Consider the following 15,808-nt stretch of genomic DNA (forward strand, 5'->3'; position numbering starts at 1 on the left):
GCAGCTCGGGCAGACGGTCGGCGATGATGTCGCTCATCGGCAGGTAGTCGTCGGCGATCACGTCAAGTCGGCGCTGCGCCTCGATGACATCGCTTTGAGGCCCGGAGACGCGAATCCAGCCGACCTTCGCGTGCGGGGCGGCGAGCATCTTCGAGAAGCCGTCGAGCGCGAACGTGAGCACGCCGGTCTCCCCCGCGAGCCGCGCGTTGCCGTCGAACGGCTCGAGCGCGTAGTCGTAGAACACCTCGTCGGCGATGATCGCGATGCCGCGTTCGGCGCACAGACGCACCAGCGTGGCACGCTCCTCGGGCTTGACATAGGAGCCGGACGGATTGTTCGGATTGATGAGCACCAGCGCGCGGATGCGTTCGCCCTGCTCGCTGTAGAGCAGCTGCTCGATGGCGGCGGTGTCGATGAACCATGAGCCGTCGAACCGCAGCTGGTATTCGATCGTATCCACGCACTCGAGGCGTGCGATCGATTCGATGAGCGGGTAGCCGGGCTTCGGGGCGAGCACGGCGTCACCCGCGTCGCACAGGAGCTTGATGAGCCACGAATACGCCTCTGACGTGGAGCTCAGCAGGTAGAGGGAATCCGGGTCGACGGGGGCGGAGCCGGCAGGGGAATCGCCGGCGTCGCTCAGATACCGCGCCAGCGCCTCGCGTGCCGTGCGGGGCCCGCGCGGTTCGGCGGTGTACACGCCCGGCACCTCGGCCGGGGCGAGCCCGTGCCGGGTCGGGTTGGAGTCGTTGAGTTTGCCCAGGACGACGCCGTGGGCCCTGGCATCGGCCTCGGCAGCGGCGATCGGATTGGGCGCGGAGATGTCCACGCGTGAGGAGAAACGAACGGTCATGATCCTCACTGTACGCCTCTGCGAGCAGCATCGGTATCCGGATCCGGACGGGCGTCGGCCTGCCGGCCTTTCTTGACCGCCATGCACCGCCGCCGGAAACGCGCATGCGGCGGCTCCTATCGGAAGGCCGGAGCCTTCCCCGAGGGAACCGCCGCATGCGTGCAACGGATAATGATCAGACGATCAGGCCTGCTGCTTGGTGCTGGCGTAGTAGGCGGCGCCGACGATGCCGGCCTCGTTGCGCAGCTCGGCGGGCACGATCGGAGTCTTCACGTCGATGAACGGGATGAACTTCTCCGACTTGCGGCTCACGCCGCCGCCGATGACGAACAGATCCGGGTTGAAGTACTTCTCGAGCAGCGCGTAGTACTTGGTCAGACGCTTCGCCCACTTCTTGAAGCCAAGATCCTCGTTCTCGCGCACGGCGCTGGACGCGTAGCGCTCCGCATCCGGGTGATCCTCGTCGAGGATCAGATGGCCGAGCTCGGTGTTCGGCACGAGCACGCCGTCCATGATCAGCGCGGTGCCGATGCCGGTGCCGAGGGTCGTGGCGATGACGAGGCCGTCCTTGCCCTTGGCCGCGCCGAACTGCTGCTCGGCCAGGCCCGCCGCGTCGGCGTCGTTCACCACGGTGACCGGGCGACCGCACGCCTCGGAGAACACGGCGGTGACGTCCACGCCGACCCAGGACTGATCGAGATTGGCCATGAAGTCGAGCTTCTGGCCGGGCTTGATCGGCGCCGGGAACGCAATGCCGACCGGCGCGTTCTCCGGAACCTCGAAGTGATCCAGCTGCTGCCTGACGATCGCGGCGACCGCCTCCGGGGTGGAGACCTCCGGAGTCAGAATCTTGAGTCGGGGCTCGGCGAACTCGCCCTTCTCCAGATTCACGGGCGCCGCCTTGATGCCGGAGCCGCCGATATCCACGCCGAATGCCTGTGCGGTTTCAATCATCGTTGACCTCTTCTCCTCTTTGTACGTTGGGATATGCCGATATGTGCATCCTACTCCCCCGTGCGCCCGATGGTGGGATAATGGGTCGCATGGAACATACGCAACTCATCGACGCGGTGAACATCCGCACCGCGATTCGCTCCTATGACGCCGACCCGATCGATGATGACGTGGCACGGCAGCTCAGCATGACGCTCGACCCGATCAACCTCATCTCCGGACTCGACATCCAGCTCGTGCGCGACCAGCCGAAGGTGTTCGCGGCGGCGAACGAATCCGGGCACCTGAAGAACGCGGCCAACTATCTGGCGATCGTCGGACCGAAGGACGACGACGAGGCCAGGGAGCGAGCCGGCTTCTACGCCGAACGCGTCGTGCTGACGGCGACGCTGCGAGGACTGGGCACCCTGTGGGTCGGCGGCTCGTGGGATCGCGAGGAGGCTGCGAGGCACTGCCGCATCGCCCGCGATCAGGAGCTGTATCTGGCCGTCGTGATCGGATACCCGGAGCATCATCTCGAACGTCTGCAGCGCGGCTACGACGAGCTCGTCGAATACCAGCGCACGCACCGGCCGACCAAGACGTACGAGCAGTTCACGGCCGGCATGTCCGACGAGGAACGCGCGGCCGCACCCGAGTGGTTCAGGGCCGGCGTCGAAGCGGCGATGAAGGCGCCGAGCGCGATGAACCGCCAGCCTGTCGTCTTCTCCTACAATCCCGCCGACGGCACGGCAGCGGCGCGCATCGACCCGGCGGCGGGCGACGAGCATTGCGCGGCGAACGATCTCGGCATCGCGAAACTCCATTTCCAGATCGGCGCCGGCCAGGGCCAGTGGGCGTGGGGCGACGGCGGACTGTTCCTGCACAGGTAACGCACGCCTCGCCGCGCGCCAGCGCGCCATAAGCAGCGTCTATAGCCGACATTCCCGCACAGTGGAATGTCGGCTTTCGCATATCCGCTCATACGTGTATACAGGGTTCTGTCAGTTTCAGGGAAGGTGCAATTCCTTACTGGCGGTAATCCGCACCCCGGGATTCATAACGGGAGCATGCGGAAAGCCCGCGAGCCGCCCTAAGGCGGCCGATCCGGTGCGATTCCGGAGCCAACGGTTACAGTCCGGATGGAAGAAACGAGGAACTCAGCATGAGTGCGTCTTCTGATAACCATATCCAGACCAACGTCGACCACGCCACCGGCTCGCACGCGACGGGCGTCGCCGACTCCGGCCGCTGGTCCACGCGCCGCATCGCCGTCTACGCGCTGTTCGTCGCGCTCGCGATGGCGTTGAGCTTCGTCGAATTCCCGATCATTCCGGGCATCGCATGGCTCAAGTACGATCCGTCCGGCATCGTGTGCCTGATCGCCGGCTTCGCCTTCGGGCCGTCCGCCGCCGCGATCGTCTCCGTGCTCGGCTTCGTGCCCCACCTGTTCATGGATCCGTGGGGCACGCTCATGGCCGTGCTCGTCGCGCTCGCGCTGTCCGTGCCGGCCGCGTTCATCTATCGCGGGAACCGCAGCCGCAAGGGCGCGCTGATCGGACTCATCGTCGGCGCCGTCGTCGCGCTGGTCGTCGCGATCCTCGGCAACCTCGTCGTGACCCCGATCTACGCGCACATGACCGTCGCTCAGGTCGCCGCGCTCATCGTGCCGGCCCTCCTGCCGTTCAACCTGCTCAAGTTCGCGATCCACGGCGTCGTCACGTTCCTGATCTACAAGCCGATCTCGAACCTGCTGGACCGCTGATCCGAAGGCCGTCCCATCCGACCGTATGACTTCATATGACCACACCTCCACCGCAGACGCGGCGAGTCTGTCCGGCATCCGATTCAGCTACGACGGCGGCGCCACATGGGCGCTCGACGGCGTGGATCTCGTCATCCGAGACGGGGAATACGTCGCGCTGACCGGTCCGAACGGATCGGGCAAGTCGACGCTGGCCCGACTCGTCTCCGGGCTCACCGCGCCGGACGCTGGTGAGGTGACCCTGCTGGGACGGCATGTGTTCGGACGGACGCAAACGCCGGCCGGCATCGTGTTCGCGCCGAATCCGGACGCGTATCGCGCGGCGCGACGCGGCATCGGCGCGGTGTTCCAGAACCCGGAGGATCAGATCGTCACCACGGTCACGCAGGACGACGTCGCCTTCGGCCCGGAGAACCTCGGCGTGCCGCGCGAGCAGATCGGACGACGGATCGACGCCTCGCTGCATGACGTCGGCATGGAGGCATACGCTGCCGCCGACCCGACGCGGATGAGCGGCGGCCAGCAGCAGCGTATCGCCATCGCCGACATGCTCGCGATGCGACCGCGCATGCTCGTGCTCGACGAGCCGACGGCGATGCTGGATCCGGCGGCGCGCGCGGAGGTCCTGCGGATCCTCGATTCGCTGCATGATTCCGGCACGACGATCGTGCATGTGACGCATCATCGTGACGAGGTTTTGCGGGCGAATCGTGTTGTGCGGGTTGACGCGGGGCGAATCGTCTTTGATTCCGGCTCTTCCGGTGACCGCTCATCTGAATGCTATGACGAGTCCGTTTCCGATTTTTCCGGTGACCGCTCATCGGGTGGCGGTGTGCGTGTCTCGACACGCTCAAGGCCGCTCGGCCAAGCCTACGGTCGAGACACGCACACCGCCACCCGTTCGCTCGAATCGCTCGAATCGCTCGAATCGCTCGAATCGCTCGAATCGCTCGCAATGGTGCGTTCCAGCGAGGATTCCGCGCGCTCCGGCGATGTTGCGGTTTCGGTGTCGGGGATTTCGTTTGCCTATGCTCCGGATTCGCCGGCGGTGCTGCGTGACTATTCGCTCACCGTCGCGCACGGCGAGACCGTGGCGATCATGGGGAGCAACGGGGCCGGCAAGTCGACGCTGGCTCGACTGATCTGTGCGCTGGACAAGCCCGATGCGGGGTCGATCACGGTTGAGGGTATCGCGGTGGCCCGCACGCGTGGCAACAACGGAAACGCGGGGCGCAAGCCGCGTATGCTCAAGCGCCGGGATCGCCGTCGGCTGCGCGAGGTCGTGGGGTTCGTGATGCAGCGGCCGGAACGGCAGCTGTTCGCCGAAACCGTGGCCGAGGATGTGGCGTATGGACCGCGCAACCAGCATCTCAATGAGCACGAGGTGAGCGAGCGGGTCGACTGGGCGCTCAAGCTGCTGCATATCGAACATCTGGCCGATCGATCGCCGTTGGAGCTCTCCGGCGGACAGCAGCGACTGGTGGCGATCGCCGGCGTGATCGCCTGCAGGCCTCGCGTGCTCGTCATGGACGAGCCGACCGCGAGTCTCGACACGGCGGCGACCGCGCGCATCCATGAGCTGGTGCATACCCTGCATGATCAGGGCGTGACCACGCTCATCATCACGCACTCCGAAGCGGAGGCACACGAAATCGCCGATCGGATCGTCGTCATGCCGTCGCACGACGACAACGGCAATCCCCCGGCCCTCGCAGCCTCCGATCAGAACGACGGCCGGCGGTCGCTCCCCCTGATCGCGCGGCTCGACCCGCGGGTGAAGATGGTGTCGTTCCTCGCGATGATGTTCACGGCGTTCGCGATCAACACGCCGGCGCAGCTGCTGCTTGGCGCGCTCGTGGTCGCCGGGGTCGTAGCGGCGGCGCGTATACGGCCCGCACGGCTCCTGCGTTCGGTGCACATGTTCCTCGCGCTGTTCGTGGTCGCGGGTCTGCTCAACATCTTCTTCGTCAGATCGGGAACCGTACTGGCGCAGCTCGGACCGATCCCGATCACCGATGACGGCGTGACCGTGGCCGTGCTGTACGCGTGCCGTTTCGCGCTGGTGATCATTCTGGGCGCCGTATTCCTCGAAACGACCACGCCCACCTCGATGACCGACGCGTTCGGGGCACTGCTCTCCCCGCTGCGTCGCCTCGGCATGCACACGCAGGAGATCGCACTGGTCATGTCATTGGCGTTGCGATTCCTGCCGACGCTCGGCAACGAGGCGAAGGCGATCGCGGACGCGCAGGCGGCGCGTGGCGGTTCGATCGAAACCGGCTCCCCCGCCGAACGCATCCGCGCGATGGTCGCCACAATCGTGCCGATCTTCGCCGGTACGCTGCGCCACGCGGACAATCTCTCCCTCGCGCTTGACGCGCGCTGCTACGAGGAGGGCGCGCGACGCACCCACTGGCGTGTGATGCAGGTCGCGGCCCGCGACATCGCGTTCCTTGCGTTCGCGGCGGTCTACATCGCCGTGCTGGTCACGCTGGGACTGCTGCTGCCGTCCATCTGATTCGACCGACTACGCCGCCTTGGCAGTCTTGGCCGGCATCGCCCGGCGCAGCAGCGTCGTGATGACGATCGCGCCGACCGAGAAGATCGCGCCGACCGGGCCGAGCCAGGTCAGGCCCAGATGGTCATTGACCAGTCCGCCGACCGCCGAGCCGAGGGCGATGCCGATGTTGAAGCTCATCGAGTTGAGCGAGGCGGCGAGGTTCATCGAACCCGGGTGCGCTTCGGCGGCCACGTCCATGTACAGCACCTGCGACGCGGAGTTGAACAGGTACATCATCATGCCGAGCGCGACGAGCAGAACCGCACCGTAGAGCGGCACGATCGAGGCGAGTGCGAGCGAGCACAGCAGGATCGCGTGCAGGCAGAAGATCGGGCGGGTGCGTGCCAATGGTTCGACGCCGCGCCCGCGTTCGGCGATCCTGCCGCCATACAGGTTGCTCCACAGGCATGCGACGCCGTAGAGCACGAGCCCCACGCTCACGTACTGTTCGGGCACGCCGATCTCGTCGCGCATGATCGGGGTCAGATACGTGTAGAACACGTAGCTTGATCCGGCGCCGCACACGACGGTGAGCACGCCGCCCCAGATGCGCTTGTCGAAGAAGAGGCGGAACTGGCGCAGGAATCCGATGGTCACCGGATGCGAGTTGCGCGGCAGGAACGCGGCCATGAGACCCATAAGCACGGCGGTCAGGCCCGTGATGATGAAGAACGTGATGCGCCATCCGAACGTGTTCGCCACCCACGTTCCGAACGGCACGCCCACCACCGAGGCGATGGAGAAGCCGGAGAACACCCACGCGATGAACTTGGTGCGGTATTGTTCGGTGGTCACGTCGGGCGCGTAGGTCATCGCGATCGCGACGAGCGTTCCGGAGACGAGCGCGATCATGATGCGGGCGACGACCAGCACCGGATAGTTCGGCGCGAGCGCGCACAGGAGATTGCCGGCGAGGAATACGCCCATCAGGGTCAGGTAGGTCACGAAACGCGGGAATCGCGCGGAGATCGCGGATCCGAGCGGCGTGACCGGCGCGTACACGAACGCGAACAGGGCGACGAGATTGCCGACGGTGACCTCGGAGACCTTGAGCCCCTGCGCGATGTCCGGCAGGATGCCGACGACGACGAACTCGCTCATGCCGAGCATGAAGCTCGCGAGGATGAGGATCGTCACCGGCAGGTTGAAGAAGCGATCGGGCTTGGTCGCCTTGGTCGCTGCGGTCGAGATCGGTGCCGGATCATGCGGATCATGCGGATCATGCTGCGGCGCAGGCACGGAACCATTCGTCATCTTCACGGGCTTCAGAGCTTCGGCAAATACGTCTTCAGCTCGTACGCCGTGACCTGACGGTTGTATTCCTCCCACTCCCGGCGCTTGTTGCGCAGGAAGTACTCGAAGGCGTGCTCGCCGAGGACTTCGGCCACGAAGTCTGACTTCTCCATGATCTTCAGGGCGGCGCCGAGCGAACGCGGCAGCGGCTCGATGCCCATCGCCTGACGCTCCTCGTCGGTCAGCTCCCACACGTCGTCGCTGGTCGGCTCGCCGAGCTGCATCTTCTTCTCGATGCCGTCGAGGCCGGCGGCCAGCAGCACGGAGTACGCGAGGTACGGGTTGGCGACCGGGTCGAGCGCACGGAACTCCATACGCGCCGAATTGCCCTTGCCGGGCTTGTACTGCGGAATGCGCAGCAGCGCGGAACGGTTGTTGTGGCCCCAGCAGATGTAGCTCGGAGCCTCGTTGCCGCCCCACAGACGCTTGTACGAGTTGACGTACTGGTCGGTGACCGCGCAGATCTCCGCCGCATGGTAGAGGATGCCGGCGGCGAACTGACGGGCCGTGATCGACATGTTGAACTCCTGACCGGCCTCGTAGAAGGCGTTGGCATCGCCCTCGAACAGGCTCAGGTGGGTGTGCATGCCGGAACCGGGGGCGTCGGCAAGAGGCTTGGGCATGAAGCTGGCGTGGATGCCACGCTCCAGCGAGATCTCCTTGACGACGGTGCGGAAGGTCATGATGTTGTCGGCCGTGGTCAACGCGTCCGCGTACCTCAGGTCGATCTCGTTCTGACCGGGACCGGCCTCGTGGTGCGAGTACTCCACCGAGATGCCCATCTGTTCGAGCATGTTCACGGTGGCGCGGCGGAAGTCCATGCCGGGGCTGCGCGGCACGTGGTCGAAGTAGCCGCCCTCGTCGATCGGGGTCGGGGCCTTGGACCAGTCGGTCTGCTGCTCGAAGAGGTAGAACTCCATCTCGGGGTGCACGTAGAACGTGAAGCCCTTCTCCTTGGCCTTGGCCAGCGAGCGCTTCAGCACATGACGGGGATCGCCGAGGCTGGGCTCTCCCTCCGGGGTGAGCACGTCGCAGAACATGCGGGCGGTGCCCTGAGGACCGCCGCGCCACGGCAGGATCTGGAAGGTGGACGGGTCCGGCTTGACGATCATGTCGTCCTCGGAGACGCGGGTCATGCCCTCGATGGCCGAACCGTCGAATCCAAGCCCCTCCTCGAACGCCGCCTCCAGCTCCGCCGGTGCGATGGCCACGGACTTCAGGGTGCCGAGCACGTCCGTGAACCATAGTCGAATGAAGCGCACGTCACGTTCCTCGACCGTGCGCAGGGCGAACTCTTGCTGCTTATCCATAGCCACATATCCTCACACCCGCGTGTTATCGCTTTGTTTCGTCCTGCCCGGAAGGCGCTAGAGTAGAGGTCTATGAGTGAAGTTAGCGAAGTTGCACAGGACCATCTGACCCCGTCCGCCAATCCTCCCGTCGACGTCACGTCGTGGAGGCAGGCCGACGATCCCCGCGAGCGTTCCCGCGCCGGCATCGCCGCCCGCACGAAGGCTCCCCTCGAATCGCACGCCATCTGGCAGGTGAGGCCGGACCGCAGCGAGGCGATCGCGCTGCTGGAGGAGCAGTCGGCGATCCGAGTGCCCGATCTGATCCCGCTGAGATACAAGCGCATGAGCGTGAGCCCCTTCACCTTCTACCGCGGCACCGTGCTCATCATGACCAACGACCTCGCCACCACGCCGGTCAGCGGCATCCCGGTGCAGTGCGTCGGCGACGCGCACATCGGCAACTTCGGCATCTTCCGCTCCCCCTCGGCGCGACTCGTGTTCGACATCAACGACTTCGACGAGACCGCGATCGGCCCGTGGGAGTGGGATCTGAAGCGTCTCGCGGTGTCGGTGGAGATCTGCGGACGCGCGAACAGGCTCAAGGAGAAGGACGTGCGCGCGGCGGTCCTCAAGTGCGTGCAGACGTACCGAGAATGCATCAAGCAGTTCTCCGAAATGGATTACCTCGACGCATGGTACGAGCATCTCGACGTCGAGGAGACGCTCGACCGCTTCGAGACGAACGAGGGCGGCAAGCGCAACCGCACGCTGCGCGAGGCCGCGATGAAGGCGCTGCTCAAGGACAATGACGCGGCCGCCGCGAAACTGTGCAGGCTCAAGGACGGCAAGCTGCGCTTCAAGTCCAATCCGCCGGAACTGGTGCCGATCAACGAGCTGACGAGCTATGCCGATCCGGAGGCGCTGCAGGCGCGTCTCGACACCCTGTTCGACAACTACCGTCACTCCCTGTACGAGGATCGCCGCTGGGTGTTCGACCACTTCCGCTATCAGGACAGCGCACGCAAGGTGGTGGGCGTCGGATCGGTCGGCCAGCGCGCGTGGGCGAGCGTGTGGATCGCTCGCGACATCGACGATCCGATGATGATCCAGATGAAGGAGGCCACGTATTCGGTGCTCGAGCACTACTGCGGCGCCTCCCCGTACACGACGCACGGCGAGCGCGTGGTGCAGGGCCAGAAGCTGATCCAGTCGACCGCAGACGTGCTGCTCGGCTGGACCAGTTTCCTCGCCGAGGACGGCAGGAAGCGCGACTACTACGTGCGCCAGCTGTGGAACGGCAAGGGGTCGATCGACATCGACAACCTCAACGCGACCGCCCTGTCCGACCTGTCCCGCATGTGCGCGTGGTGTCTGGCGCACGCGCACGCGAGGACGGGCGATTCGATCGCGATCGCGAACTATCTGGGCGGCTCGGACGACTTCGACCGGGCGATCGCCTCGTTCGCGGTGAGCTACGCCGAACAGAACGACGAGGACTACGCCGTGTTCAAGCGCATGATCAAGAAGGGCGAGCTGCCCTGCGCCTAGCGGACGGTGCCGCTCAGCGGGCGACCTCCAGCGCCTCCTCGAGAGTGAAGGCGCGGGCGTAGAGCGACTTGCCGAGAATGGCGGAGTCGACGCCAAGGTCGGCGAGCGTGCGGATGTTGCGCAGGTCGTCGAGCTTGGCGATGCCGCCGGAGGCGGTGACCTTGGCATCGGTGCGTTCAGCGACCTCACGCAGCAGGTCGAGGTTCGGTCCGCTCATCATGCCGTCGCGGGCCACGTCGGTGACGACGTAGCGGGAGCAGCCGGCGTCGTCGAGCATCTTCATCGTCTCGAACAGGTCGCCGCCCTCACGGGTCCAGCCGCGAGCGGCGAGCGTGTGGCCGCGCACGTCGAGGCCGACGGCCACGCGGTCGCCGTACTTGGCGATCGCCTTGCGCGTCCACTCGGGGTTCTCGAGCGCCGCGGTGCCGATGTTCACACGGGCCGCGCCGGCCTCGAGGGCGGCGTCGAGCGAGGCGTCGTCACGCACGCCGCCGGACATCTCGATGTTGACGCGGTCGCCGAGCTCGTGGACGATCTCGCGCAGCTGGGCGCGGTTGTCGCCGGTGCCGAACGCGGCGTCCAGGTCGACCAGGTGGATCCATTCGGCGCCGGATTCGACCCACGTGCGGGCCGCTTCGAGCGGGGAGCCGTAGTCGGTTTCGGAACCGGATTCGCCCTGACGCAGGCGCACGGCCTTGCCATCGCGCACATCGACGGCGGGAAGCAGAGTCAACGACATGTCAATAACCTTTCGTAGATAGGTGTCCGCCCGTTAGAACGTGGCGATCCAGTTTTCGAGCAGCTGAGCGCCGGCGTCGCCGGACTTCTCCGGGTGGAACTGCGTGGCGAACAGGGGTCCGCGCTCGTAGGCGGCGACGAAGCGGCTGCGGCCGTACGTGCACCACGTGACGCGCTGCTCGTCGGGCAGTTCGATCTGGAACTCGCTCAGGTTCTTCGCCTTCGCGTCGAGCGCCGCGTAGGAGTGGACGAAGTAGAAGCGCTCGTCCTCCACGCCCTTGAGCAGCGCGGAGCCGTCGGCGGCCTCGACCGTGTCCCATCCCATATGGGGCACGACGTCGGCGTCCAGCGGATCGACGCTGCCGCCGATCAGTCCGACGCCGTGGGCCTCCTCGCCATGCTCGTGACCGAGCTCGAAGAGCACCTGCTCGCCGACGCACACGCCGAGCACGGCGCGGCCAGCGCGCAGGCGATCCGTGATCACACGGTCGCCGCCGACCTTCTTCAGGCCCTCCATGCACGCGGCGAACGCGCCGACTCCCGGCACGACGAGACCGTCGGCCTCGAGAGCCTGCCGGTAGTCGGAGGTGAGTGAGGTGTCGACGCCGAGGCGCGCAAGGGCGCGCACCATGGAGCGCACGTTGCCGAATCCATAGTCGAACACGACCGCAGTGGTCATTGATCCCCCTTAGGTACTTACAGTGTGATCAGTGTGATCAGTGTGATGCGGGTCAGTCGATGCTCGACCCGCGCGTGGCGCCTCCGCGGCCGAACCGCGTGTGCTCGGCGATCACCTTCATCGCGGACTCGTGATCGAGGCTGCCGGAGTCGACCACCTCGAAGCCCTGCGTCTTGAGCTGGGCGACGGTGGTGATGCCGAGCATCAGGTCCTCGACGAATCGCGGCGTCGAGTTGAACAGGATCGGCGGGGCGAGGGTCTCCCCCGCCTTGCCGCCCGCGTAGATCGAGACCTCGAGCTTGTCGGCGCGGTTGACGCCGAGCACGACGCTCATGCCGCCGACCACGGTGGTGATGTCGCGGGCCGCGGCCTCGGGGCCGTCGCCGTCGAGATTGCGCAGGACCGCGATCGCGCCCTGATTCGAGCCGACGCAGTCTGCGGAGATGTCGGACAGCTGGCAGAACGCGGCGAGCAGCGGCGCGGACGCGATGCGCGTGACCAGCGCCGCCATCTTGGCCTTGTTGCCGAGCAGACCGTCGAGCGCATCCTCGAAGCCGAACGACGGGTCGATCGACGAGGCGTCGTCCGGGATGTCGATGTCGAGATCGTCGGACAGGTCATCGACGCCCGAGTCCGGATGCGGGTCGAGGTCGTCCACGTCGGACATGTCGGAGGTCTCCTCGTCGGCGAACTCCTTCTCGAATCCCTCCAGTGCCTTGGCGATGTCCTCGTCGGTCAGATGCGAATCGCCCGGGTCGGAATCCCGGCCGGAGCGATCCTTGTCGTCGTCGAAGTCGTCCGCCATCACAGGCTTCCCTTCGTGCTCGGGATCAGCCCCTCGATGCGCGGGTCCGGTTCGATGGCGAACCGCAGTGCGCGTGCCAGCGCCTTGAACTCGGCTTCGGCGATGTGGTGCGGGTCGCGGCCGGCGAGCACCTGCAGGTGCAGGCAGATGCCGGCGTGCAGGGCGATCGACTCCATGACGTGACGCACGAGCGAACCGGTGAAATGCCCGCCGATCATGCAGTATTCGAAGCCCTCCGGCTCGCCGGAGCACACCACGTACGGGCGTCCGGAGATGTCGACGACGGCCTTGGCGAGCGCCTCGTCGAGCGGCACGGTGGCGTCGGCGAACCGGCGGATGCCGCGCTTATCGCCGAGCGCCTGCTTCAGCGCCTCGCCGAAGACGATGGCCGTGTCCTCCACGGTGTGGTGCACGTCGATGTCGGTGTCGCCGTGCGCGTGGATCTTCAGATCGATGAGCGAATGCTTGCCGAGCGCGTTCATCATGTGATTGTAGAACGGCACGGAGGTGTCGATGTCGGTCTGTCCGGTGCCGTCGAGGTTCAGCTCGAGGTCGATGTGCGATTCGCTGGTCTCGCGAACGATGTGCGCGGTGCGCGCCATGATGCTTACGCTCCTTTATCGATTGGGTATCGATTGATCGATTATTATCGACTGGGTTCAGACGGCTCTTAGCGGGCCTCGACGAGACGCATCGACTCGACGAGCGCCTCGCGGAAGCGGGCCATCTCCTCGTCGGTGCCCATGCACACGCGCAGCCAGCCGTCGGGGCCGACGACGCGGATCAGCACGCCGCGCTTGAGCAGTTCGTCGAAGATCGCCTCGCGGTCGTCGAAATGACCGCCGAACAGCAGGAAGTTGGAGCCGGATTCGGCAACTTCGAGCGGTTCGCCCTTGTAGGTCTGGGCCTTGAGCCACTCGGCGGTGGCCTCACGGGTCTCGCGCAGGTGCTCGACGCGGCTCAGCTGCTCGTCGGTGTGCTCGAACGCGGCGATCGCGGCGGCCTGCGTCACGGCGGACAGGTGGTACGGCATGCGCACGATGCGCACGCAGTCGATGATGCCCTTGCTCGCGGCGAGGTAGCCGACGCGCGCGCCCGCGAAGGCGAACGCCTTGCTCATCGTTCTCGAGACGGCGAGGTTCGGATGGTCCTTGATGAGGGTCACGGCGCTTGGCGTGCCGGGCTTGCGGAACTCGACGTACGCCTCGTCGATGACGAGGATCGGGTGCACGCCCTCGCCGGCGCCCTCGACTTCAGCGGTCTCGCAGGCGGCGAGGATGCGTTCGATGTCCTCCATCGCCAACGGCGTGCCGGTGGGGTTGTTCGGGCTGGTGAGCAGCACCATACTCGGCTTGACCTCGTGGATCGCCTCGATGGTCTTCTCGACGTTCAGCGTGAAGTCCTCGTTGCGGTGGGCGAGCTTCCAGCCGGTGAACGTGTCGCGCGCGTACTCGGGGTACATCGAGTAGGTCGGGTCGGCGCCGAGCGCGGTGCGGCCCGGACCACCGAACGCCTGGAACAGCTGGAGCATGATCTCGTTGGAGCCGTTCGCACCCCACAGCTCGTCGACATCGAGACGGGTGCCGGATTCGCGCGCGAGGTAGTCGGAGAACGCCTTGCGCAGTTCGATGTGCTCGCGATCCGGGTACCGGTTCAGCGTCGGCGCGATCTCGCGCACGCGCCTGGCGATCGTGTCGCACACGGCCGGATCCGGCGCGTACGGGTTCTCGTTGACGTTAAGGCAGACCGGCACGTCGAGCTGGGGCGCGCCGTACGGCTCCTCGCCGATCAGATCGTTCCTCAGCGGCAGGTTCGCCGGAATCGCGTTGCCGTTGGTCTCGTTGTTCCCGCTCACAGCAGACCGGCCTCCTTCTCCTGCTCGCGCAGAGTGGCCTTGTCGTACGGGTCCTTGACGAAGCGGGACAGCACGCACTCGCCGTGCGCGGGCAGATCCTCGGAGACCGCGAACGCGTTGATGCGCGCGGCCAGGGCCTTCAGGCCCTCCTCGTCGTATTCGATGACCTCGACCGGCTTCATGAACGTGTGCACGCCGAGACCGGCGGCGAAGCGGGCGGTGCCGCCGGTGGGCAGCACGTGGTTGGAGCCGGACATGTAGTCGCCCAACGGCACCGGGGAGTACGGACCGCGGAAGATAGCGCCGGCGTTCCTGATGCGCTTGACGACCGCATCCGCGTCGGCGGTCTGGATCTCCAGATGCTCTGCGGCGTACGCGTTGGCCGCGTCGATCGAATGATCGAGGTCATCGGTCAGGACGATCGCGGACTGCGTGCCGGACAGGGACGTGTGGACGCGCTCGGCGTGCTCGGTGCGCGGCACGCGGTAGTTGAGGTTCTCCTGCACCTTCTCGGCGATCTCGGTGGAGTCGGTGAACAGCACGGAGCCGGCCAGCTCGTCGTGCTCGGCCTGGCCGATGAGATCGGCGGCCAGAAGGCTCGGGTTCGCGGTCTTGTCGGCGATGATGCCGATCTCGGTGGGGCCTGCGACCGCGTCGATGCCGACGAAGCCGGAGACCAGCGACTTGGCGGTGGCCACGAAGATGTTGCCCGGGCCGGTGATCTTGTCGACCGGATCGCACAGCACGTCGCCGTCCTGCGGCTCGGAGCCCTTGGCGCCGTATGCGAACATGGCGACGGCCTGGGCGCCGCCGACCGCGTACACCTCGTCGACGCCGAGGATCGCGCAGGTGGCGAGGATCGTACGGTTCGGCAGGCCGGAGCCGTCACGCGCCGGCGGGGTGGCGATGGCCAGCGATTCGACGCCGGCGGCCTGCGCGGGCACCACGTTCATGATCACCGAGCTCGGGTAGACGGCCTTGCCGCCCGGCACGTACAGACCGACGCGCTGGATCGGGATCCAACGCTCGGCGACGCGGGCACCCTCGGCCAGATCGGTGTAGAAGTCCTTCGGCACCTGATTGGCGGCGACGGCACGTGCGCGGCGCACGGACTCCTCGATGGCGGAGCGGACCTCGGGGTCAAGGGTCTCGAGGGATTCGGCGAACGCCTCCTTCGGCACGCGAAGGTGCTCGGGGCGCACATGGTCGAACTTCTCCTCGAAATCGCGCAGGGCCGCCGCTCCGCGCTCCTTGACGTCATCCAGAATCGGACGCACCAGATCGGTGGCCTCGGAGGTGCCCATGGCGGCGCGCGGCATCGCGGCCAGCAGCTCGGCACGGGAGAGGCTCTTGCCTCGAAGATCGATGATTCGCATGATGTTTTCGCTGTTCTCGCTCATAACAGCCCATCGTAACAACGTTCGCGCACGAATCGTCGGGAAGCGTCCAATTCCAGCCGAATCGTGAGATTTCGTTATCTTGTCGCC

At 66.3% G+C, this 15,808-nt stretch carries 14 protein-coding genes and 1 riboswitch; of the genes, 4 read left to right on the forward strand and 10 right to left on the reverse strand.

From position 1 onward, the window contains the following. Both BW11_RS04660 and ppgK read right to left on the reverse strand, forming a co-directional pair. On the reverse strand, positions 1-853 hold an 853-nt coding region (locus tag BW11_RS04660; RefSeq protein WP_140476346.1), incomplete at its 3' end, for a pyridoxal phosphate-dependent aminotransferase. A 183-nt stretch (positions 854-1,036) separates the two neighbouring features. Then, positions 1,037-1,807 carry a polyphosphate--glucose phosphotransferase gene (ppgK, locus tag BW11_RS04665; RefSeq protein ID WP_140444859.1) on the reverse strand — a complete coding sequence of 257 codons (771 nt, stop codon included), beginning with the start codon at positions 1,805-1,807 and terminating at the stop codon, positions 1,037-1,039. A gap of 89 nt (positions 1,808-1,896) precedes the next feature. Here ppgK and BW11_RS04670 point away from each other — a divergent pair, with 89 nt between their 5' ends. The 3 genes from BW11_RS04670 to BW11_RS04680 all read left to right on the forward strand — a co-directional run bounded on the left by BW11_RS04670 (position 1,897) and on the right by BW11_RS04680 (position 6,069). After that, the gene (locus tag BW11_RS04670; RefSeq protein ID WP_375137633.1) at positions 1,897-2,679 is read left to right on the forward strand and encodes a nitroreductase family protein; all 783 of its coding nucleotides are present in this window, start codon (positions 1,897-1,899) and stop codon (positions 2,677-2,679) included. 109 nt (positions 2,680-2,788) lie between these two features. Beyond that, a riboswitch (FMN riboswitch) is annotated at positions 2,789-2,944 on the forward strand. A 7-nt stretch (positions 2,945-2,951) separates the two neighbouring features. Further along, complete coding sequence (locus BW11_RS04675) at positions 2,952-3,551, forward strand: ECF transporter S component (protein WP_140444861.1); 600 nt, start codon at positions 2,952-2,954, stop codon at positions 3,549-3,551. Positions 3,552-3,576: 25 nt separating this feature from the next. Next, positions 3,577-6,069: an energy-coupling factor transporter ATPase gene (locus tag BW11_RS04680; RefSeq protein WP_140444862.1), complete on the forward strand. Its 2,493-nt coding sequence runs from the start codon at positions 3,577-3,579 to the stop codon at positions 6,067-6,069. 9 nt (positions 6,070-6,078) lie between these two features. Here the strand turns inward: BW11_RS04680 and BW11_RS04685 are convergent, their stop codons facing one another. Together BW11_RS04685 and glnA are read right to left on the reverse strand one after the other, a co-directional pair. Continuing rightward, a complete protein-coding gene (locus BW11_RS04685; protein WP_140444863.1) occupies positions 6,079-7,365 on the reverse strand; it encodes an MFS transporter in 1,287 nt (428 codons plus the stop codon). Between the two features lie 11 nt (positions 7,366-7,376). Then, complete coding sequence (gene glnA, locus BW11_RS04690; protein ID WP_043166362.1) at positions 7,377-8,714, reverse strand: type I glutamate--ammonia ligase; 1,338 nt, start codon at positions 8,712-8,714, stop codon at positions 7,377-7,379. A 72-nt stretch (positions 8,715-8,786) separates the two neighbouring features. On the opposite strand from glnA, the gene BW11_RS04695 reads away from it, so the two are divergent. Continuing rightward, the gene (locus BW11_RS04695) at positions 8,787-10,244 is read left to right on the forward strand and encodes a DUF2252 domain-containing protein (RefSeq protein ID WP_043166361.1); all 1,458 of its coding nucleotides are present in this window, start codon (positions 8,787-8,789) and stop codon (positions 10,242-10,244) included. Positions 10,245-10,257: 13 nt separating this feature from the next. Here BW11_RS04695 and priA read toward each other — a convergent pair whose 3' ends face one another. The 6 genes from priA to hisD form a co-directional block, all read right to left on the reverse strand. Continuing rightward, a complete protein-coding gene (gene priA / locus BW11_RS04700) occupies positions 10,258-10,983 on the reverse strand; it encodes a bifunctional 1-(5-phosphoribosyl)-5-((5-phosphoribosylamino)methylideneamino)imidazole-4-carboxamide isomerase/phosphoribosylanthranilate isomerase PriA (protein ID WP_043166360.1) in 726 nt (241 codons plus the stop codon). 33 nt (positions 10,984-11,016) lie between these two features. Continuing rightward, positions 11,017-11,661: an imidazole glycerol phosphate synthase subunit HisH gene (gene hisH / locus BW11_RS04705; protein ID WP_140444864.1), complete on the reverse strand. Its 645-nt coding sequence runs from the start codon at positions 11,659-11,661 to the stop codon at positions 11,017-11,019. Between the two features lie 52 nt (positions 11,662-11,713). After that, entirely contained in the window at positions 11,714-12,466 is a 753-nt protein-coding gene (locus tag BW11_RS04710; protein ID WP_140444865.1) for a hypothetical protein, read from the reverse strand. Continuing rightward, positions 12,466-13,068 carry an imidazoleglycerol-phosphate dehydratase HisB gene (hisB, locus tag BW11_RS04715; RefSeq protein ID WP_043166357.1) on the reverse strand — a complete coding sequence of 201 codons (603 nt, stop codon included), beginning with the start codon at positions 13,066-13,068 and terminating at the stop codon, positions 12,466-12,468. Before hisB ends, BW11_RS04710 begins: the two co-directional genes overlap by 1 nt. Positions 13,069-13,136: 68 nt before the next feature. Beyond that, positions 13,137-14,321 (reverse strand): histidinol-phosphate transaminase, encoded by a 1,185-nt coding sequence (locus BW11_RS04720; protein ID WP_140444866.1) that lies wholly within the window; start codon positions 14,319-14,321, stop codon positions 13,137-13,139. After that, positions 14,318-15,697, reverse strand: coding sequence for a histidinol dehydrogenase (gene hisD / locus BW11_RS04725; protein ID WP_140444869.1), 1,380 nt, complete (start codon positions 15,695-15,697; stop codon positions 14,318-14,320). The genes BW11_RS04720 and hisD overlap by 4 nt, the downstream gene beginning before the upstream one ends. Positions 15,698-15,808: the final 111 nt, after the last annotated feature.

It is taken from the genome of Bifidobacterium sp. UTCIF-38 (assembly GCF_006454495.1).
Lineage (GTDB): Bacteria > Actinomycetota > Actinomycetes > Actinomycetales > Bifidobacteriaceae > Bifidobacterium > Bifidobacterium callitrichos.